The sequence below is a fragment of the Flagellimonas crocea genome (assembly GCF_033441595.1).
GTDB classification, from domain to species: domain Bacteria; phylum Bacteroidota; class Bacteroidia; order Flavobacteriales; family Flavobacteriaceae; genus Flagellimonas; species Flagellimonas crocea.
The window spans coordinates 36,331-58,444 of sequence record NZ_JAUZVX010000007.1 but is presented as its reverse complement, the minus strand read 5'-3'; the positions used below and the strand labels follow the sequence as shown (position 1 = coordinate 58,444).

General features: G+C 41.4%; 19 protein-coding genes. 11 read left to right on the top strand and 8 right to left on the bottom strand.

The features are described 5' to 3' along the window. Positions 1 to 71 precede the first annotated feature (71 nt). From SD449_RS18570 to SD449_RS18545, 6 genes are all read left to right on the top strand, one after another. Positions 72 to 662 (top strand): hypothetical protein, encoded by a 591-nt coding sequence (locus tag SD449_RS18570; protein ID WP_318312747.1) that lies wholly within the window; start codon positions 72 to 74, stop codon positions 660 to 662. 12 nt (positions 663 to 674) lie between these two features. After that, positions 675 to 1,862, top strand: coding sequence for a serine hydrolase domain-containing protein (locus SD449_RS18565; RefSeq protein WP_318312746.1), 1,188 nt, complete (start codon positions 675 to 677; stop codon positions 1,860 to 1,862). Between the two features lie 3 nt (positions 1,863 to 1,865). After that, complete coding sequence (locus SD449_RS18560) at positions 1,866 to 2,471, top strand: hypothetical protein (protein WP_318312745.1); 606 nt, start codon at positions 1,866 to 1,868, stop codon at positions 2,469 to 2,471. 177 nt (positions 2,472 to 2,648) lie between these two features. Then, positions 2,649 to 4,457: a sensor histidine kinase gene (locus SD449_RS18555; protein ID WP_318312744.1), complete on the top strand. Its 1,809-nt coding sequence runs from the start codon at positions 2,649 to 2,651 to the stop codon at positions 4,455 to 4,457. Further along, a complete protein-coding gene (locus tag SD449_RS18550) occupies positions 4,457 to 4,870 on the top strand; it encodes a response regulator (protein ID WP_318312743.1) in 414 nt (137 codons plus the stop codon). Before SD449_RS18555 ends, SD449_RS18550 begins: the two co-directional genes overlap by 1 nt. A gap of 256 nt (positions 4,871 to 5,126) precedes the next feature. Next, complete coding sequence (locus SD449_RS18545) at positions 5,127 to 6,230, top strand: PAS domain-containing sensor histidine kinase (protein ID WP_318312742.1); 1,104 nt, start codon at positions 5,127 to 5,129, stop codon at positions 6,228 to 6,230. Between the two features lie 154 nt (positions 6,231 to 6,384). On the opposite strand, the gene SD449_RS18540 is transcribed toward SD449_RS18545, so the two are convergent. Continuing rightward, entirely contained in the window at positions 6,385 to 8,001 is a 1,617-nt protein-coding gene (locus SD449_RS18540) for a carboxylesterase/lipase family protein (RefSeq protein ID WP_318312740.1), read from the bottom strand. 298 nt (positions 8,002 to 8,299) lie between these two features. Here SD449_RS18540 and SD449_RS18535 point away from each other — a divergent pair, with 298 nt between their 5' ends. Next, positions 8,300 to 9,991 (top strand): sulfatase family protein, encoded by a 1,692-nt coding sequence (locus SD449_RS18535; RefSeq protein WP_318312738.1) that lies wholly within the window; start codon positions 8,300 to 8,302, stop codon positions 9,989 to 9,991. Positions 9,992 to 10,048: 57 nt separating this feature from the next. After that, the gene (locus tag SD449_RS18530; RefSeq protein WP_318312736.1) at positions 10,049 to 11,149 is read left to right on the top strand and encodes a formylglycine-generating enzyme family protein; all 1,101 of its coding nucleotides are present in this window, start codon (positions 10,049 to 10,051) and stop codon (positions 11,147 to 11,149) included. Between the two features lie 329 nt (positions 11,150 to 11,478). Here the strand turns inward: SD449_RS18530 and SD449_RS18525 are convergent, their stop codons facing one another. Next, the gene (locus SD449_RS18525; protein ID WP_318312735.1) at positions 11,479 to 12,561 is read right to left on the bottom strand and encodes a hypothetical protein; all 1,083 of its coding nucleotides are present in this window, start codon (positions 12,559 to 12,561) and stop codon (positions 11,479 to 11,481) included. Between the two features lie 114 nt (positions 12,562 to 12,675). Here SD449_RS18525 and SD449_RS18520 point away from each other — a divergent pair, with 114 nt between their 5' ends. The 3 genes from SD449_RS18520 (at position 12,676) to SD449_RS18510 (ending at position 16,784) form a co-directional block, all read left to right on the top strand. Continuing rightward, positions 12,676 to 13,200, top strand: coding sequence for an RNA polymerase sigma factor (locus SD449_RS18520; RefSeq protein ID WP_318312734.1), 525 nt, complete (start codon positions 12,676 to 12,678; stop codon positions 13,198 to 13,200). Between the two features lie 48 nt (positions 13,201 to 13,248). Beyond that, positions 13,249 to 14,157: a FecR family protein gene (locus SD449_RS18515; RefSeq protein ID WP_318312732.1), complete on the top strand. Its 909-nt coding sequence runs from the start codon at positions 13,249 to 13,251 to the stop codon at positions 14,155 to 14,157. A 116-nt stretch (positions 14,158 to 14,273) separates the two neighbouring features. Next, a complete protein-coding gene (locus SD449_RS18510) occupies positions 14,274 to 16,784 on the top strand; it encodes a TonB-dependent receptor (RefSeq protein ID WP_318312731.1) in 2,511 nt (836 codons plus the stop codon). Between the two features lie 112 nt (positions 16,785 to 16,896). Here the strand turns inward: SD449_RS18510 and SD449_RS18505 are convergent, their stop codons facing one another. The 6 genes from SD449_RS18505 to SD449_RS18480 all read right to left on the bottom strand — a co-directional run bounded on the left by SD449_RS18505 (position 16,897) and on the right by SD449_RS18480 (position 22,104). After that, positions 16,897 to 17,049, bottom strand: a complete 153-nt coding sequence (locus SD449_RS18505) for a hypothetical protein (protein WP_318312730.1) — start codon at positions 17,047 to 17,049, stop codon at positions 16,897 to 16,899. Between the two features lie 229 nt (positions 17,050 to 17,278). Beyond that, positions 17,279 to 18,514 carry a YaiO family outer membrane beta-barrel protein gene (locus SD449_RS18500; protein ID WP_318312728.1) on the bottom strand — a complete coding sequence of 412 codons (1,236 nt, stop codon included), beginning with the start codon at positions 18,512 to 18,514 and terminating at the stop codon, positions 17,279 to 17,281. 48 nt (positions 18,515 to 18,562) lie between these two features. Then, positions 18,563 to 19,996 (bottom strand): glycosyltransferase family 2 protein, encoded by a 1,434-nt coding sequence (locus SD449_RS18495; protein WP_318312834.1) that lies wholly within the window; start codon positions 19,994 to 19,996, stop codon positions 18,563 to 18,565. A gap of 18 nt (positions 19,997 to 20,014) precedes the next feature. Next, positions 20,015 to 21,025 (bottom strand): HEAT repeat domain-containing protein, encoded by a 1,011-nt coding sequence (locus SD449_RS18490; RefSeq protein WP_318312727.1) that lies wholly within the window; start codon positions 21,023 to 21,025, stop codon positions 20,015 to 20,017. After that, complete coding sequence (locus tag SD449_RS18485) at positions 21,026 to 21,394, bottom strand: response regulator transcription factor (protein WP_318312725.1); 369 nt, start codon at positions 21,392 to 21,394, stop codon at positions 21,026 to 21,028. Next, positions 21,391 to 22,104: an Hpt domain-containing protein gene (locus SD449_RS18480; RefSeq protein ID WP_318312723.1), complete on the bottom strand. Its 714-nt coding sequence runs from the start codon at positions 22,102 to 22,104 to the stop codon at positions 21,391 to 21,393. Before SD449_RS18480 ends, SD449_RS18485 begins: the two co-directional genes overlap by 4 nt. Positions 22,105 to 22,114 lie beyond the last annotated feature (10 nt).

The following is a 22,114-nucleotide window of genomic DNA, read 5'->3' as shown; positions in this document are numbered from 1 at the left end:
CCTTTAATAAAAAGGTCTACGGATGGCAATCTAGCATACTCCAACAGTAAATCTATTGAATCGATTCTCTCATGAACTTAAAAACAATTGTAGGGTATCTGTTCTTGGCAGTGCCACTGACCGGTATTGCCCAGAGCGATGGTATCCCTTTGCGAATCCTAGCCGGGAACGAAGCTGTATCCATGCCGTTCAACAACGTATGGTCAGCCCCGTCCCATTTAACAGGGCAACTGGGCAGCGAGTTTGGATACCGTTCCACTGATAAACATTATTTGTACCAAACCATCAATATAGGATTTGTGGACCATAAAAACCTGTTCCGTGGAGGGTACCTGAATACGGAACTCGGGTATGACTACAAATTATTCTTTGGCCTCAATCTTAAAGCCTTATTGGGCATAGGTTATTTGCACACTTTTTCCACAGAGGAGGAATATGTCTTTGATGATGGGGAGTATAGAAACAATAAGGATAAAGGAAATTCCAGGGTCATGCCTTCTTTTTCCTTAGGGGTCGGATATAGGCTCCATCAAAAAAGTACAAGAAGTGCAGAACTGATGCTTCTTTATCGGTCATGGTTGGAGTTTCCTTATTCGCCCGGTTTCATTAGCGTTATGTCCCACACGGATTTGAGCTTGGGAATCAAATTTTACATCTTTTAAATCAATTAGATTATGAAAAATACATCACTATCGCTTACTATTTTCATTTCGTTCTTCATCAATTCCTGTGCGGTTTCGGAAGATGAAATTGTAAACGCTTCTGTTTATGATTGCACAATGCCTGTGGAAGCAATCGGGCAAGATCACCCAAAACATAATCAATACCAAGCCATATTGGAGCATATGGTCTCCAACGGTGTGCCCGGTGTTATGATGACGGTCTATGATGCCAAAGAACAAGATGGGCCATGGTCCGGAGCCAGTGGAATGGCCGATTTAAAAAATAGGGTGGAAATGAAAAACTGCAATATCACCAGAGTGGGAAGCACCGTAAAAATGTTCACTGCGGTCACTATCCTCCAATTGGTGGAAGAGGGCAAGCTCCACTTGGACGATAAGGCCGAGCAATATCTATCGCCCGGTACAATGGCAAATATTGAAAACGCACACCAAGCCACGGTAGGGCAATTGATGCAACACAGTAGCGGCATCTACAATTATATTGTAAATCCCCGATTTCAGACGGCATCACTGAATGATCCCTTAAAGGAATGGCAACCTGATGAACTATTGAGCTATGCCCGCGGAAAAAGTGCCAATTTCAAAGTGGGAACCGATGTGGACTATTCCAATACCAACTATATTTTTCTTGGGGAAATTATTGAGACCATTGAAGGAAAGCCTTTTTACAAAGTATTTGAAGAACGCATTTTTGAGCCACTGCAATTGACATTCACAAATTTTGCCGCGGAAAATCCGGTGCCTAAAAATATTGTGAGGGGATATATTGATCTCTACAGCAAATTGGAGGTCACCGAATCCACGTATTACAGCGGCTGGGACTATTATACCGCGGATGGTGGTCTCATTTCCAACCCTTACGACCTTTTTCTGTTCCTAAGTGCCGTGATAAACAAAACAATAATCTCCGAAAAGAGCTTTGAAAGCATGACGGATTGGAAAAGCCCATCAAATGATGATGAAACGTTCTACGGCATGGGAATCTTTAAAATGAAGACCAAGTTTGGGGATGCCTACATCCACAGCGGGGATGCCATTGGATATGCAGCCTCCATGATATACCTGCCACAAGCCGATGTATTTGCTTGCTGGGCCGTAAACGGTAACTATGGTAAAATAGACGAACATTCGCAAAGTTTGGAGGCCATTGAGCTGATCATTGAAAAAATAACACAATAAGCCATGGCACTATTCAAAAAACTACCGTACAACTTTCTACTGTTTGGATTTTTAATAGCTGTGTTCCCGCAAAGGATTACGGCGCAAAACCCAATGTCCATCACATTGCTGAATGAATCTACCAGTATTCCTCCTTCCATATCAAAAATAAATCCATGGCACCCAGGCCTTGAAGTCGGCACTGACGTAACGTTACATGAAAACAGGCACCATAAAACCTATTTTTCCTTATCAATCAGATATATTTTCCATAAAAATCTGTACCAGGCCATCGCTTTGAACGTTGGTTTTGGGTACGATTATAAAATGGAGTATGGCGGCAATTTGAAAACGGGCGCAAGTTTGGGGTATATGCACACCTTCAGCACAGAAGAAGAGTACCGACTCGTTAATGGTAAGTATCAACCGAATCGGGACAAAGGAAATTCACGGTTCATATCTTCCTTATCTTTTGGACTTGGCCATCGTTTTGACCCGAATAACTTTGAGTCTACCGAAGTATTCCTAAAACAACAATATTGGGTGGAGTTTCCTTACTCTCCGGGCTTTATACCCATAATGTCCCACTCAACTTCTATGTTGGGTACTAAATTCTACCACAACAATTAAACTTTTTATGTTTCGCTTTTACCATTCCACAAAAGCATAAGCAGCATTTTCATCAAAAAATTTAGCCATAAATTATAAAATTCATAACTTCATAAAAATTAGCCTACAAAATCATATTAAAAATATTACCATTATCCAGGAACGTAGTGCTTTTAAGATTACATAAACCTCAAGTATATGCGGAAAAGGATATTGAAAATATCCGCTACACTATATTTCCCCCTGCTGGTACTCACCATTATTTGGGGCTATCTGCAAGAGCAGAGCCTTATTACAAATATGGCCCGTATCCAACAAAGAAACATTCAGAGTAAAAGTTATCACCTTGCCGATCAATGCGAAACCTTGATCGATATCACCTCCTATTGGTCGACCGTTAGTCTACCGGCATCATTCGCCCAAAAAAGTCAGTTACCATCGGATTTTATCGATAATTATATCCGCATAGTCCAGGGTTTTGAGACCTACGAGCAATTCCGATTATTGGACCTTCATGGAAACGAAGTGGTCCGCTACGTCCGAGTGGACAAAAACACCATGAAACCAGGGGAGCTGCAGAGCAAAGTAGATAGGAGTTATTTTCAAAAAGGACTCATGCTAAAAAAAGGGCAGGTCTATATTTCTCCGATTGAACTTAACAAGGAATATGGAATCATAGAATACCCCTACAAACCCGTAATACGCGGGGTAACACCAGTATTTGATGTAAACGACGATCAAGTTGGGCTTGCCGTCATCAATTTTAACATGACCGAGATTTTTGACCATATGAAAACCAGGCTTGCGGAGGATAATTTTTATCTGGTGGACAAAAACAGAAACGTGATCACAACAAATCTTTCCGGCAATACACTTCCCCATCAGTCCGGAATGAGCAAAACGGATTCAATAGTCCAAAAGAAATTGGAGCTCAGTAAATTGATTTTTGAAAAAGATACCTTCTTTCTGGAGAAAGGCAGCTTATGGGTATATCAGAATGTTAGGATCGGTTTTGAAAAGGATATCGGTATGAACCGTTATACCGATATGGCCGAAATGGTATCGGATAACGATTGGGCCATCATTCAAGAAATTCCACCTAGCGAAATGGGCAAAGTACTAGGCTCCAATGAAAGGAACATATTGGTATTTAATGCTTTTATACTTGGTATGATCATTTTGGCCGCTTTGGGATACGAACACACACAAAGAGAACGACAAAGTTTGATCGCAGAGCTCAAGAAAAAAAACCTCGCTTTATTGAACAGCCAGGCCCAACTCGAATCCACGAACCAACTTGTAAAACGTTCCAATGAAAAGCTGCATATGAGAAACCAACAATTGGAAGACTTCAATTATGTGGTGGCCCACAACTTAAAAGCACCGGTGAGCAGTATGTCCATCATCGTGGATATGCTCAGTAAGTCCGAAAATCAAGAAACATTCAATGAATTGTTGCCTAAACTGCAAACCATCTCTACCAATATTAGCACACTTACCGAAGATGTGCAGACCTATATCTCCATTTTGAACAACCGGGATCTAAGAATGGAAAACTTGAATCTCTTTTTAATGCTCAAAGAGGTCGAAGCTAATTTTACAGAAAAATTGTTGGACAAAAAGACCAAAAACCTTGAGATCATTTATAAACTGGATGCTTGGCATTCCTTAAACGCATCTCGTTTTTATATGAAGAGCATTTTACAGAACTTTTTGTCCAATGCATTTAAATATAGGCGACCGGACGTTGATTCCTACATACTTTTTGAAAGTGGTTGGGAAAATAACCAAAAAGTGCTCTATATTAGGGATAATGGTTTGGGAATTGACCTGGAACGACATGGGGACAATCTATTCAAACTGTACAATAGGTTCCACAGACACATTTCCGGAAAGGGTATGGGACTTTTTATTATCAAGTCGCAATTGGAGGCCATGAATGCCACAATCAACGTGGAGAGTGAAGAAAACGTGGGCACAACATTTATAATCAAATTCAACAAGTAATGAAAAAGCCTAATATTTTATTGGTGGACGACGACGAGGTTTATCTCTTTGTCACCAAAAAGATTTTGAACAATCTATCCAGCGAACTGGTTGTAAATGCATTCACTGATGGTGAACAAGCCATTGAATATATTGATCTGTGCATGAACGAGAATATTGAACTGCCGGAAATTATTCTACTGGACATCAATATGCCGTTCATGGATGGGTGGGGGTTCTTGGCAGAATTCAAAAAAATGAAGCCCCGATTGGCCGATCAAAACCTGAATATTTTTATGGTCACTTCTTCCAACGATCCAAACGATCTAAAGAAGGCCCAGGATTTTGAGGAAATAACCGGCTATGTGGTAAAGCCTGTTTTTGAAGATAAATTGGCAGATATTTTGACGGAGGTATTCAATGGCAAATGGTGATCCAGCTATAATCAACACCAACCCACCTTACCCTTTGTAAATTTGAGAAAGATGTAAAATTCCATTTTGAATAAGACACTCTTTGCTTTAACTTCACATGGAAACTGATTTATCATCCCCATATTTCGGTTATGGATGTACATTGGGCCACGTTTTGGAAGCAGGCTCACATCCCAGAATTTTAAATTGTAGAAATCCTGTTGGAGTTGTATGCCCACCAAAAAATATGTTCAAAAGCTAATCTATAGAACAGAAAATGTCCAAACATCCTAGTGCCGTGACCTTAAATAACCTTCGCAAGATGAATCCAAGACTGGAGCCTTTTTTCAACCAATCCATGGATTGTCTATGTATTGCAAACTACGATGGTTACTTCGTGAAAACCAACCCGGCTTTTTCAAAATTATTGGGATACTCCGATGCCGAACTTAAATCGAGGTTGATTTCGGAATTTATATTTCCGGAGGACAGGGAACGAACTGCTTTACATCGGGAAAAACTCAAAAACAAGGTTCCCTTGGTCAATTTTGAGAATAGATATGTCTGCAAATCCGGAAATCTTATTTGGTTGCACTGGACATCCATCCCTCATGAAAGCGAGGAACTAATATACGCTATCGCAAAAGATATTACCCATTTCAAAAAGATGGAAATGGAGCGCAATTCCCAACTTGGAAGACTATCGGAAGTAAACGAAAAACTCAAGCAGCAAAATTACATCACCTGTCATGACCTTAGATCTCCCTTGAACAATTTGATGTCCTTGGTAAACCTAATAGATTTGAGCCATATTGATGATGATGAGACCAAAGAAATATTAGGACTTATCAAACTTTCTGCCGAAGGTCTTAAAAACCGGTTAAGTTCCTATCTGGATAATTTTAAAGCAAATGAACTTTCTGAGGATTCACTGGAAATGGTCAGTTTGGAAAATGTCTTCAAAAAAGTACAATACTCTATAAACTCCTTGATCGAAGCGGCTAACGTAACCTTCAAAATTGACTTTTCTGCTTTTGATGAAATAGGGTTCAGCAACCATTACATGGAAAGTATCTTTCTCAACATGATCACCAATTCCATTAAATACGCGAGACCGAGCGTACCTCCCATTATTACCATGACAACCGAAAAACGGAACGGTAAAAAATTATTGATCTTTTCCGATAATGGTCTTGGTTTTGACATGGACAAGGTGGGCCATCAAATTTTTAAATTGAACCAAAAATTTCATGGCAACGCCGACAGCAATGGTGTGGGCCTATATTTGATACACAATCAAGTGACAAGTCTTGGAGGAAGCATTGAGGTGAAGAGCGAGGTAAACAGCGGCACTACGTTTACCATAACTTTCAAAAGCTAAAACTCCCCATCACATCCCATTTTCACATTCAGATTACCCGCAACAAAAATGATGTGTTGATACCATAGTAGTATACGGTATCAACACATCATTAAATCCTTTTATCCAATCGGTACTTAAGCCACAGCTGCCCAAAAACTTCTATTTACCAATTTTAGCGGGAGGACATGAGCTCCAATAACGCCTTGTCGTGCTGAGGCTTCATTTCGCAAGTGTTATCAAAAAACATAGTCGCCGTATTTTCCGGATTGTAAGCCGGCCATTGTGGAAGTCCATCATGATTGGGATTCCCTGTTTTTGCGAAATTTATCCAGGCACGGCTCATTTTGTCCGCCAGTTCATGTGCTTCTTGGCTGCCTCCGGTCATATGATTGGCACGCTCCACATTGTCAAAAACAAAAGGAAGCTCCATACAGTGCAATGCCTTGTATTTACCGTCAAAAACAGGAGATTGCCATGTAAAGAGATACATATACACGGCTGCACCATTCTTCATTCTCGATTTCTTATTCGCCTGGAATACGGCTCCCGGCCTATATCTTGAATCAATATCCAACAGGTCTGAAGGCCTGGTATCGTTTGGATATGCTTTCTTGACAGCTGCCACATATTCATCGGCCTTTTCTTTGTAGGTTTCTTTGATGTACGCCATAACCTCTTCCTCGGAAGCATTGAAAAAACGACCGTTCACAAAGGGAGTAAATTCATTTTTGGTGGTTCCCAACATTAAGGGAATATTTTTGGATAGTTCAAATGATTCCTTAGACATCACATCATAGGGAAGTACCGAACCGTCCAGGCTAGGTCCCCAATTAAGGTTTAATCCAACTGGAACTTCTCCCCTTTTCTTCATTTGCTCTGCCACAATTTGCAAAGCTTTTGTTCCTGCCGCACTCAATTTATCAAAAGGAACATTTTGAAGACTGTCCACTTGATCGGCGGAAAGGGAAAGTTGGTTCAGAACCTCCTTCGCTATGGCCCTAGTGGTCTCTTTTTTGGAGAAATTACCCCTTAAGGACCCACTCTGGTTGATTGCTTTGTGAAAAAGTCCCTTAGCCCGCGGCATGGCCATTAGGGTATTTACCTTGGCGCCGCCCCCCGACTGACCAAAAATGGTTACGTTATTGGGGTCCCCTCCAAAATTGGAAATATTGGTTTTTACCCATTCCAATGCCGCAACAATGTCCAACATGCTATTGTTCGCGGTTTCTTTATATTTTTCTCCATAAGCCGACAAGTCCAAAAAGCCCAGAATATTCAACCTATGATTGATGGATACTACGACCACATCGCCCTTCACGCTAAGGTTCTCGCCATGATACGATGGAAGTTCCTGACTTGAACCTGCGGTAAATCCACCACCGTGTATCCAAAAAAGGACCGGTCGCTTTTTGCCATCATCAATACTAGGTGTCCATACGTTGAGCCGGAGACAGTCTTCGCTGGTGTAGCCCCAATCATGGTCAAAAACAAACTCGGTTTCGTCATAAACTTGCGTGGTGGGGGTCATTAAAGGGGCTACGGGACCATAGGTTGTGGAGCTCCTGATTCCTTCCCAAGGTTGCACCTTGGTTGCCGGCATAAAACGTTTGGCTGTCGCATAGGGAATTCCCTTATAGGTGTAAATCCCGTTTTGGATAAACCCTCGGACCTTTCCCGATTCTGTATCGGTAACGGCCACATCTGCTCCAGTGATCACCTCTGTTTGCGCGTGCAATTGGCCCAGCCCTGAATAAACCAGTGCAAGGAATACAATTTTCTTTAATTTCATTTTGGATTGTTTAGTTGATAAATGCTATGTGCTTGTTTGTTTTGTGTGCGGCAATACGGTTGAGAGTCCCAGAGAAATGATTATTTCCCTTTTGTTGATTGTTGTTGCCTCTTCTTCCAATTATACCACGATTCTAAATTTAGTGGTTGTCCTTTCATTTCCCAAAGAAAAATTGTTATATGCCTTCATCATGGATTCATCCTAGACTTATCTTGTGGAGCAACTTTTCACCCGCCAATTGAATTATTATTAGATTTACATGTCAAAGCAGAACCTTTACCAACTATTTTCAAGCACAATGAAAAACAAACTCAACAAACAAATCATTTACCTTTTCCATGTTCTTCTAGGAAGCTTTTTACTGGTTTCTTGCCAAGGGAATCCTAAGAAACAGGAAGAGTCACAAAAGGAAAATACCAAAAGGCCCAACATTGTCTTCATCATCAGTGACGACCATGCCTACCAAGCAATAAGTGCCTACGGTGGCCGACTTGCCGAGGTAGCGCCCACCCCAAATATTGATAGAATTGCCGAGGATGGGATGCTATTTGAAAGGTGCCTTGTGACCAATTCCATCTGCGGACCATCAAGGGCCGCCATACTTACGGGCAAGTACAGTCACAAAAATGGGTTTATTGACAATACCATTGGTACAAAATTCGATTTTACCCAGCAAACCTTTGGTGAATTACTCCAACAGGCAGGTTATAAAACAGGGGTACTCGGAAAACTGCACTTGGGCGATACTCCATCCAAGGGTTTTGATTATGTGGATATTCTCCCCGGTCAAGGCTCTTACTACAATCCTACATTTATCAACAAGGAGGGAACATATGAACTGGAAGGATATACCACGGAAATAATAACCGAAAAAGCCATTAAATGGATGGATTCCGTAAAGTCGGGAGACAAGCCCTTTATGCTGTTCCTGGGCCATAAATCACCGCACAGGCCATGGCAACCCGGCCCCAACGAATTGGGCATGTACGAAGGTGTGGAGATTCCAGAGCCCGAAACATTGTTCGATGATTATTCCGGGAACAGAGAGGCAGCCTCACTGAACTACATGTCCATTTCGGAGGCCATGAAAATGGGGCCAGACCTTAAAATAACCGACCAACCACAACCCGGGTTTACCGAAGAGCAGCAAAAAATGTGGGATTCCATTTATGGTCCCATCAATGAAAAATACAAGAAAGAAAATCCACAGGGAAAAGACCTTACGAGATTCAAGTACCAACGGTATATGCGGGATTATCTTGCCAGTGTGGCCGGTGTGGACAAAGGGGTCGGCCATGTACTGGATTATTTGAAGAAAGCGGGTCTGGATGACAACACTATTGTTATTTACACCTCTGACCAAGGTTTTTATTTGGGAGAACACGGTTGGTTCGATAAAAGGTGGATGTACAAAGAATCTTTGCGGACACCCTTATTGGTGAAATGGCCGGGAACCGTGCAACCGGGAACGGTGAATACGGATTTGGTCTCAAACCTGGATTTTGCGGAGACCTTCTTGGATATTGCTCAAACCGATGTTCCAAATGACATGCAAGGGAAAAGTTTGGTGCCCATTTTAAAGGGAAATACCCCGTCCGATTGGAGAAAGTCGCATTACTATCACTACTACGAACATCCTTCGGAACATGAGGTACAACGTCATTATGGAATTACCACCGATAGATACAAATTGATTCATTTCTATTACGAACTGGATGCATGGGAACTATACGATCTACAGAAAGACCCCAACGAACTCAACAATGTTTACGGACAACCAGCCTATGCCGAGATACAGAAAGAATTGCACGAACAACTCAAGGATCTTAGGGCAAAATATGATGATAATGATTCCCTGAACCAGCAATTCATAGAGGAATACTACGAAAAAGTCAAACAGAATCCCTTAATCGAATACTGGAAGATTTCCCCAGAAGAAAGAGAAAGGTTATACCAAGAATATTTAAAGAACAGGGAACAGCAAGAATAGCTTTTTAAGGCCTTTTCCAAAACATTTTGGTCAAGAGTCCAAAAATTTAAACATCAAATGAAGTACAAGATTGCTCAACCTTTTTGTTTTGCCTTGTCCATCCTTTTTTTGAGTTGCAAATCCAATCCGGAAAAATCAAAAGAAACGATTGATGACAACAAAACCACGGAAGAGATAACACCATCCACTCCGCCAGATTCCGTGCCCGAGGGTATGGTATGGATTCCCGGAGGGGAGTTTGTCCAAGGCGCCGTACCGAACGACAATATGGCCATGCCCCATGAAAAACCGGCACATAAAGTTTATGTAGATGGATTTTTGATGGACAAGCATGAAGTGACTAATGACCAGTTTGCCAAATTTGTTGAAGAAACCGGCTATGTTACCGTAGCCGAACGCGAAATTGATTGGGAAGAAATGAAAAAGCAGCTGCCGGAGGGCACACCAAAACCGCACGACTCTATTTTGAAGCCGGGTTCACTGGTCTTCAAAAAAACAAAGTCCAGTGTTCCCAATCTGTATGATTATTCGCAATGGTGGGAATGGAAAATCGGTGCCAATTGGAAGCACCCCAATGGTCCGGATAGCAATATTCTGGGTAAAGCGGACCATCCTGTGGTCCATATTGCTTACGAGGACGCACTCGCCTATTGTGATTGGGCCGGACGAAGATTGCCCACGGAGGCCGAGTGGGAGTTTGCTGCCCGCGCCGGTAAAACCGACAACAAATTCTTTTGGGGGGATGATGTTTCAAAGTTAAGCTCCCATGCCAATTCTTGGGAGGGCGAATTTCCTGTGGAAAACACCCAGGAGGATGGTTTTGAACGCAGGGCACCTGTTATGAGCTATCCCAAAAACGATTTTGGGCTCTACGACATGGCCGGAAATGTATGGGAATGGACAAACGATTGGTATAATAGCAACTATTACAAAGAACTGGCCTCGCAGGCAAACATGGTCCGGAATCCGACCGGGGCAACAAGCGCATACAATCCCCAAAATCCCTATGCCAAGGAAAAAGTGATGAAAGGTGGCTCCTTTTTATGCAGTGCTTCTTATTGCGCGAGCTACAGGATCTCTGCCCGGATGGCAACAAGTCCCGATTCGGGGATGGAGCATTTAGGTTTTAGGACCGTACTGTCAAGAAATAAAAAATAGTGTTCAGTGGCAAGTAAGGATAACCGAGAAAACCCTTCTTGGCAAACATGATAAAAGAATAGGACCGAGCATTTGTTCGGTCCTATGCAAGATGACTCATAATTTAAAGACAGGGGGAAACGTCTTTTGTTCAATTCGAATACCAAAAAAACAGGTTTAAACCTAATGTATCAACCCACAACCTGTTTAACTGGCATTCGATAATTCTTCCATATGGGGAAAATGCCCAAGAGCAGTTTTTCCCATAATTTGCATGGTTTTATTTTTTATCGCTTTATCAACAGATTCTTCAAATCATATTGTCTGGTAAAAACATTGACAGCCATTGTTTAAAAACAGCCACTTTCGAATCGTAGGATGTTGGTTCCCATTCTAAGTATCACCATACCTTGACTGTTGCCCTGAGCCACTTCGTTAAGGTCCCATGTACCGTTGAAGTCGTCCAATCCAAGAACATTGATTTCCATTTGCACATTGTTGGATTCACCTATGGTTAGCCATGTTCCAAGGAAAACATCATTGGTTACGGTATCTGTTACGGTCAAGCTCCCGTCTTCCTCAAAATTGAAAATGTATTCACTGTAGAGCCCGGACAGATTTTGGTTGTTCCGTAGCAACGAGTTCACGCCCCATTCGGTACAGCTTATAAAAACTTCTTCCAACTGGTTAGGGTTGCATCCTTTACAATCGTCGTCATCAAAATCGTTGTTATCGTCCTCATTACAATCGTCCCTATAATTATCGATTTCATTTTCCAACTCCTCCAAATCGTTCACTTCAACTGAAGATCCATCAGAAAGAATCAAGGAAACAGGGAATTGAATATTGGCCACTTCATCATTTTTCAAGGAAACAACAAACATGAACAAAGACTTGTCATTTGGAAACGATAAGGTTTTCAACGTTTCCGTTTTGGTATTGAACAATGATATAAAAACAGGATATTCGATATCTATACACTCAATATCATCATCTTCTTCATTCTCCCCATTGCAGCTGCCGACTTGGGCATCAAAATCTGCCTGATTGGAGATTTCCATGGTACTGTGATCAGAAAATATCAAGGTTACCGGAAATGTTATGACCAGCGTATCGGTGTCATCCAAACTTTCTTCAAAAATGGATTCAATAGTATTAAAATCACCTTTATTGGAAACTGTTACCTCTTGCCCATTTACCGTAACCGTTACTGGAAGTTGAAGGGAAAAACAACTTGCTTGATCAATGATGTTGTCGTCCGACCCATCGTTCATGGTAGTTTTCAACAATAGATTGGCCACATTGGTATTTGCCTCCAAAGCCTGCTCCGGCGGTGCTCCCTGAGATTCAAATTCTTCTTTTCTACAGGAACTGTTTAGAAGACATATGACCAGAAATACCGTTAGGCTTAAGTATTTGTTGGCTTTTTTCATGATCTTTGGTCTTTTTGGGACTAGTTATCTGGCTATTAAACAATCTAACGATCAAAACTCCCGAAAATTTTTAAAAAAGATTTATATATTTAAAAGAACCTAAAATCAACCTTATTGGAAAAGAGCCTGCACAAAGACGTTTGTGATGAAACCGTTTTTTCGAAGATTTATGAAAAATATGCGCAAAGCCTTCACGATTTCCTTTATTATAAATATGGTGAAAAATTAAATCCAGGGGACAAGGCCCAAGATGCCTTCACCAAACTTTGGGAAAACTGCAAAAAGGTAACCTTGGAAAAGGCAAAATCCTTTTTGTTCACTGTTGGAAACAACTTGATGCTCAATGAGGTAAAACACCAAAAAGTGGTCCTGAAATATCAGAACCAGGTCCCCAATGCCCATGACCATGAAAATCCAGAGTTCCTGCTTGAAAAAGAACAGTACCTAAAAAAATACCAGGCCGCACTCGGCAATCTCTCCGAAGATCAGCGCGTCGCATTCATGCTGAACAAGGTAGAAGGGAAAAAACATGAAGAAATCGCACAAATGCTCGGCGTAACCCGAAAGGTCGTAGAGTACCGTATTTACTCCGCTTTTGACCAATTAAAAAAAGAATTGGAAAATTTTAGGATAAAATAATCAGGAGAAATCCTTTCTTGATTGTTATATAGCAAAGAACCAAATTTCATGGACCAAGATACCTTGATACAAAAATGGCTTAACAACAATCTATCGGAAGAGGAGAGAAAAGCTTTTGATACTATGGAAGATGCTACATTCTACAAAAATATCGTAGCGGATGCTTCCCATTTTAAGGCTTCCAATTTCTCTGTGATGGCAGATTATGAAGCCTACAAGGAGCGTTCCATGGAAGCAGATACCAAAGTAAGAAAATTACAATGGTTAAAACCCGTGATGCGGGTGGCCAGCATTATAGTGGCGGCACTGGGCCTTTATTTTATATTCACGTTTAACTCTTTGACCGAGGTACAGACGCAAGTTGCAGAAAAAACGACCATAGATATGCCCGATGCCTCCCAGGTTATTCTTAATGCCAAATCCGAAATTGCTTTTAATGAAAAAAGCTGGGATAGCAAAAGGGAGATAAAACTCGATGGAGAGGCTTTTTTCGACGTGGCCAAAGGTTCAAAGTTCGATGTTGTGACGCAGAGCGGAATTGTGAGCGTATTGGGAACCGAATTCAATGTAAAACATCGTGGTTCTTTTTTTGAGGTAGCCTGTTTTGAAGGAACAGTACAAGTTGCCACGAGCAAAGGTACCGTAATACTCAAGGTAGGCGATAATGTATCGGTGATCAATGGAGTTATTTCCACAGGCAAAAACACATTTGATGGGCCGCAATGGACCAAAAACAAGAGCTATTTTCAGCGTACTCCAGTGTCCGAGGTCTTTGCCGAGCTTGAACGTCAATATGGGGTAACCGTTAATAGTGAAAATGTAAATACAGCCCAACTTTTTACGGGAGGTTTTAACCATGATGACCTATCGAGGGCCATTAAGGCAATTGGTGAGCCACTTGCCATCGACTACCAAATACTTGATAACGACAACATAATTTTTAGCAAGAGAGATTAGCATAAGAAAAATCAAAAATTCCAAATTTATGTTCCTTTGGAATCAATAAGTGTACTTTATCACACTAAAACAGATACTACAAATACTATAGGCAAAAACACCACGTTGTAGTACTCATGGGAAAAAGATTACTTTTTCTGATTGTTTGCCTTATAGCCCTGCATTCAAAATATACGGTTGCCCAAACCAAAACAAATCTTCCGTTGGCAACTATTTTGGATACGGTTCAGAAGCGTTTTGACATACAATTCAATTATGTTTCAGATTTGGTGGTGGATATCACCTTAGAACTGCCGGAAGATTCCTTAAATCTTGAACAAACACTGGATTACTTGCGCAACAAAAGCAAATTGGCCTTTGTTTTTATAGATGCCACTACCATATCCATAAGGGAAGAAGCACTATCCTTTTGCGGCTACGTTAAGGATCTTGATAGCGAAGAACCCCTGCCCTACGTTGCCATACAAATCGGTAATATCGGCACCTATACCAACGAAAATGGATACTTTGAACTGCGAAATTTAAAAAGGGACAATATTGTCCATATTCGGCATATTGGTTACAAACCGCTCTTTTTCGAGCTAAACAATTTAGATACATCCAACTGCAGATCCATTTTTATGGTGCCTTACCAAGAAAAGTTGGACGAAATCACGGTTTACGATTTTTTGGTCCGTGGAATGGACAAATTGGAAAATGGAACCTATACGTTGAATTTTGAACGTTTCAGCACACTTCCAGGGCTTGTGGAGGACGATGTTCTTTTTTCCGTCCAAGCGTTGCCCGGAGTACAAAGTATCGATGAGACCGTGTCCAACATCAATATAAGAGGTGGCAGCAACGACCAGAACCTTATTACGTGGGACGGTATCAAAATGTACCAATCCGGACATTTCTTTGGTCTTATTTCCATGTACCATCCGAACATTACGCACCATGTGGAACTCCGAAAAAATGGAAGTGATGCCTCTCAGACCGATGGGGTATCGGGCACGATTGCCATGCATACCGAGGAGCAACTGAACAACAAAATTAAAGGTAGTATCGGTGCCAACCTTATCGACGTCAACAGTTTTATTGATATTCCCATTAAAGACAAGTTATCCTTTCAATTGGCATCCAGAAAATCCATAAGCGATGTATTGGAAACCCCTACGTATTCCAGCTATTTTGATCGCATATCACAGAACACGGAACTAGATCGTAGCTCATCTACAATAACAAATTCAGATTTTACCTTCGATTTTTACGACACCTCGTTCCGCTTGTTGTACCGTCCATCTGACAAGGAACTTATAAAGATCAATTTTATCCATACCGCAAACGAAGCTACCTTTAATGAAGTGGCGGCAATGTCGGGAACGGAAACTTCACGGCAAAGTAATATAGAGCAATCCAGTTTGGCGGAAGGCCTACAATATCAAAGAACTTGGTCCAAACAATGGAGCAGTGATTTGGCGGTTTACAACACGGATTATAAACTACAGGCGATCAATGCCAACATATTGGAAAACCAAAGGTTCTTACAGGAAAACAAAGTATCCGAAACCGGTTTGAAATTAAAGGTTGTCAATCATGTTTCTTCCAGAACGAATTGGACCGGGGGCTACCAATTGGTGGAAACCAAGGTCACCAATCTTGATGATGTGGACAATCCCCTGTACCTTCTTCTTGTTGGCGAAGTATTGCGAACCCATGCACTTTTTACCCAGATAGGCACAACCTCCAAAAATGGACTCTCGAGCTTAAATGTAGGCCTGCGGTTCAATTATCTAACCGAATTTGACAAGCAGCTTTGGGAGCCCCGGTTGTCCTTCAACCATCAATTGAACGATTATCTTAGCCTAGAGGTACTGGGAGAATTCAAACATCAAAGTACTTCGCAGGTCATCAATTTTCAAAATGATTTTTTAGGCTTGGAGAAGCGAAGATGGCAGCTCGCCAATGATACCTCCATTCCCGTTATTAGCAGCAGACAAGGATCGGTTGGACTTCTTTACAGCAAAAAAGGCTGGTTGCTGAACGGGGTCACTTTCTTTAAAAAAGTGAATGGTATCACAACGCAGAGCCAAGGTTTTCAAAACCAATATGAATATGTAAAAACTGCCGGGTCGTACGCGGCCACAGGACTAGATCTATTGGTAAAAAAACAATTTCGGAGCAATCATGTTTGGCTCAGCTACTCCTTATTGAACAGCGATTATACGTTTGATGAATTACCGGAAAATAGTTTTGCCAACAATTTTGAAATTTCGCATGCCCTTGCCTTGGGAGCCAACTATCATTTGGGTCCTATGGTATTGGCCGCAGGAATGAACTGGCATTCGGGAAGGCCATTTACCATGCCCAGTGCCGATAATCCAGTTTCTGAAGGGGAGATCAATTATGATGAAACGAATGGGGAAAACCTTACGGATTACTTGCGAGTGGATATCTCGGGGAAATATGAAATTGCCTGTGGAGAGCATACGAGCTTGGAAATAGGAGCGGCCATTTGGAATATCTTCGACAGGAATAATATGCTGAATACCTTTTATGAATTGTCCGAATCGAATACGGTGCAAAAATTTGATAAAAACTCCTTAGGGTTGACCCCCAATTTTTCAGTACGGTTTACCTTTAACTGATTTCCCCTGTATTTTACCTTACGCTAATAAAAAAAGAAACGGTGCACAACCCAAAGTGCACCGTTACCAGACTTGCCCCTAGAATCAGAGCGATTAGACTCGAAATAAACCGCTAAGAAATATTTAGAATTATTAATATTATAATGTACTGTATTGAAAAAAAGAGTATCAACCGTTTGATGAACTTGGATTGACTTTCAAAAATCTTCTGAAAATCCTCTCCTTCCATTTGTTTGGTCACCGCAGTTGAGTTATACTTTTTCATATCTCATATGGTTTGGTGTATATAAAACAATCAAAGGCCAAAAACTCCTGAAAAAAAAATCGATTTTTTTAAGGTAATTCTGTATCCTATTGAAAATCAGAAAAGAAAAAGTGAAAAAAGAATTGAAAATTCAAAGAAAGACGCATTGCTACCAACCTTTAAGGGGCGATATCCTATAAAAAACATCAAGACCTATCTATAGGTTTTCATCAAGTCCAAAAATACAGGACTAAAATCTTTTTATATACCCCACCTTGAGAGAATATTGGTCATCATAGGTGTCCGAAGTAAACTCGATTCGGTCATAAGAGGCCTCGGCATAAAGAACATGGCTGTTTCCTATCAGTGTTCTAAAACCCAAAGCAAAATTGTTGGAGCGCAGTCGGGTTGAATTATTGAACAGTACATTGTTCGAGGCATTATCGGGAGAAAAACCTGTGCCGATACGGGCACTAAAATAATCATCCGCTCCACCAAAATAGTATCTGGCGGTAAAAGTGTAGGAATCCGCCACCCCGGTATCCAGTGTATTCAAGTATGTTCGGATATTGAACCAATAATTTTTATAATATTTTCCCAACCCAAAGGTATAGGTCCACGATTCGTCATCAAACTTCAACAACCTAAAACCGCCATCCAATTCAAAAGCCATGGGAAGATTTGCATAAAGCGAAAATCCGGTACGATAGTGTGGAAAAACGCCTGTATCCTCAGATATACCGGCGTTTAAATAGGCATAAAACGTATTTGATATACGGGGATAAAAATCAACCTCCAATTGTGCATTCCCCGTTCCAAACCTATTACCGTAAGTTACCCGTCCCAAAATGGGACCGATTCCTGTTTGGTTCCCATAATGCAGGCCAATCAAATGCCATGGTTCATCAAAGCGTTCCCTGAAATAAACAAGGTCATAGGCCAGTCCTACCTCGTTGCGCAATTCCCCTGCTCCCGTTTGCTGCAGCAATGATCGTATTTGTGTGGATTTTGGGTAAAGTTCCAGGGCGTTGTTCAAAACTATGTTTGCGTCCCGTGGCCGCTTTAAATCCAATAGTATTTTTGCCTTGAGCACCTGTAGACTTTCTGAATCTTTATGGTGTTGCAAAGCCTTGTTCACAATGTCAAGTGCCCTTTCCGAATTTTTGGTCCAAAACTCCAGACTGGCATAGGCCAGGCCGGCATCCTCATAATCTTGATGGTCTTCAAAGGTCGTACCAAGCACTTTTCTTGCCTTGTCCTCTTGATTGTCCCATGTATACAAACGCCCAAGGAATATGGCATAATCCACATTTTCAGGTGTTTTTTGTGTGACCTCTTCCATTAGGCCGATGGCCTTTTGGTAATCCTTGTTCTCAAAGGCTTCGTTCCGGGCAAGGGCATACATTTGGTCCACGGAACGGGTCTCCTGCGACCATGTGGTCAAAGTGAACAACATACAGCCAAAAAGCAAGAATTGTTTTTTCATCAATGAACGGTTTTGGAAAAAAAAGTGAATACGGCCTTGCATTGTCATTTATTTTACGGTTACTTTTTCCCCCATTTTACCCAGTCCTGCACGGCTCATATTTCCCCACGATTTCTTGCCACGGATCAAATCGATGTTGCCTTTAAGGGATGCCCATAGTATAAAGGGGTGAAAAAGTATAGGTTCCAAGAATGCGGTGAATATCAGTTTATAGGTATAGGATGTTTTTTTGTATTGTTGAAATGAAAATTCCTCAAAAAATAGTGCCGTAACGGAGTACAGTACCGCAAAGCCATAGGAAACCATTGTGAATCCCAGAACAAATATCCAATTGATTTGACCAAGGATCATTAAGACTATAAAGAATAGAATCCCAAAAAACTCCACGAGCGGCGCAAACCATTCAAAAAAGAGCCAGTAGGGTGTGCTCAATAGGCCAAGTACACCATATTTTGGATTAAACAGCATTCCTCTGTGCATCCATAGAGTCTCGGCTGTGCCGCGTGTCCATCTGTTCCTTTGCCTTTGTAGAACGGTCCAATTTGGCGGAACCTCGGTCCAGCAGAGCGGATCGGGAATAAAACCAACGGTGTAGTCCACTTTTCTGGTTCGCATCAGCCTTCGCATCCGGACCAATAGTTCCATATCCTCGCCCACGGTTTTGGGATTGTACCCACCGGCCTCGATCACGGTTTCTTTATCGAACATTCCAAATGCCCCCGATATCAACAATAGGCCATCAATACGGGACCAGGCCATGCGGCCCATTAAAAATGCCCTGAAATACTCGATGATCTGCGCCCTTACCAGAAATTTCTCCGGTAATTTCACTTCAATGATCTTTCCGTCCTCGATTACACAGGAATTGGCGATACGGATGATGCCCCCCGATGCGATGACCTTTTTCTCATTGTTGAGAAAAGGCTTGATCAATTTTAAAAGCGCATCGCTCTCCAAAACACAATCCACATCAATACAACAAATGATATCATGTTTGGAAATATTGATACCTGCATTGAGCGCATCCGCCTTGCCGCCGTTCATTTTATCCACCACCTTTAGGTTCTTGAAGGATTTGAAAGAAGATCTATAGGTTTGTTTGATGGTCTGTGATGGCAAAACATCATAATAAATGGAATCGTCCTTTACCAGATGGAAACTCTCGATGAGTTTTTCCAAGGTGCCGTCCTTGCTACCGTCGTTGATGATCACAATTTCGCAAGATGGATAGTTGACCGTGAGGAGCGATCTTACATTTTCAACAATATTGGCCTCTTCGTTATAGGCAGGGGCCAAAATGGATATGGAAGGGAGGTTTGTGGACTGCAACAACGAAATCTCATCCTTTAAACCATTTCTCCTTTTGTATTCCCTTATTTCCAAGAATGAGAAGAATGCTGAAAATATATACCCAGAAATTACAATGGCACCATATGCCAAGAACAGCCAGCTTATAATTTCCGTAATATGATTGAGGTCCAAGGTTGTCACAGCGTGGTTTTATAGTTCCGGTTGCATCCTTTTTTCGGCTCTTAAATACATAAGATTGGTCTGCCACTCCTCTTTTTGAACCAAGGCAGGTTTCAATTGGTGCAGCATCCTAAGGTCCCCAAGCGTTTCCACGGCCTTGATGATTTCCTTTTTTACCATTCGGCTTTCTGTGGGAAATTTGGGAACAATTACATCCAATAGTCCTTCGTAATTCAGTTTTCTAAGGGATTCTATGGTCTCTTTTCGTACATTTTCATTGGGATGGCCCAGAAATGGTACTATGGCCGGTATATGTTCAAATTGGTTGAATTGCTGAATCATTCTTATGGAAAATATCAGTACCGTGCTCAACTGGTGGTCCAACCAGATTGAAAAATCAGGGGTAGGTCCTTCATAAACAAATTTTAAGCTGTCCTCTATCTGGATCATTTCCCAAAGAGTCAACTCCTTTTTTAGTTTGGCAAAGAATGTCAGTGGATTGTCTTCAGCGGTTTTGATGAAAAAATAAATGGCCTGTGCGCGCACTGTTTCGTGCCTATCGTTCAGGTAACGTGCCACCGCCCTGGATTCCTTTACATGAAGTTCGGAAAGCACATAAATGGCCCTTGCTTTATCAAACCATCGTCCTTCTTTAAGGGCATCCAGAATGAATTGATCTAACGCTAACTGATGAAATATATTCTTCAGCGTAACGGAAGACTCCCCTTTTAGGTTTTCATTGTAAATGAGTATTTGCCGAATCGCTATCTTTTTTTGAAGTGTAGAAGTCAAATGTTGGGACTTGAAAGTCTGGGCTTCTTTTCTCAAATCTATGGTGTCATCAAAAAGAAAATTGTTCAGAAAGCTGTCCGTTTGTTCCAGAAATGATTTTTTCTTCTGTTCCCTTCGGTTTTTGTACCCCCTAAGAAATATCAGGGAAAGAACGGTGATGAATACAAACAGAAAAAACAGCGCCACAAAAAACGTGGTCACCTTTAATGGCCATGGCCAATTTTGTATGATGCTCTCAATGTTGGACAATCAATAACTTTCTATGGTTCTTTTTACCCGCAAGGAAAGCTCATTGGGGCTGAATGGTTTTGTGATAAAATCATTGACGCCCATCATAAAGGCGTCCGTTATAATTTCTTCTTGGTTGGATGTTGAGAGGACAATGATGGGCAAGTTGGGCATATTGATCCTAATATGCTCTATCAACTCTGTCCCGGTAACATAGGGCAACATCAGATCTGTGATCACCAGTTCAATGGAATCGTCTTCTTTGAGTATTTCCAGGGCTTTTCTTCCATCTTCTGCGACTATCACCTCATACCCATCCTTGGTCAGTTTGAACTCCAGTGACTTCACTACCATCGGGTTATCTTCAATAATCAAAATTCTCTTCTTCATTCTGCATTTAATTTGGGGAACTGTTTCTTTATTTCATTTATGATCAACTCATATTCATTCATCAATACCTGGGACAGTTCAGGAATTTCCTCATTCGTGGCATCATAGCAAATCGTTTGGCAAAGTGCTCTGCCGGTTCCATTGCCCAACATGGCAAAACTCGGCTTTATGTTGTGGGCAATCTGGCGGGCTTCATTAATATTTGATTCTGAAACGGCCATTTTAAGATCATTGAGCCTCGAATCCAAAGTATCCTGAAACAACTGTAGGGATTCCAAAAGAAATTCGGGATCATTGTCGGATAGCTCGTTTAAATAATCCAATGAAAACAACTGTTCCTCCTTGCTATCGGTTGGCTTGTTTGTATTGAAAACCAACGTGTCAATATTATGCTGTTCTATGGGATAGTTGAATCTTATGTAATTCTCGTGGACGGCTTCTGGTTCACTCCCGTCCCCTACGATTACCATGGGACAGTACTTTTGCAACTCATGAAATACATAGTCCATAAGCTTAAAAGGGTCCAAAGGGCCAATTTTATGGTCCATGACCACCAAATCAAAGTTTGTGTTCTTTAACTGCTGGAGTGCATCAAAGCTATCTTGACAGGACTCCATTTCCCAATTGCGGGAAATATCAAAATTATTGAAGGCCTCCAAAAGTTGGGAATTGGGGCTTATGAACAAAACTTTTTCTATAGTGGTGCCCATCGTTCAAGTA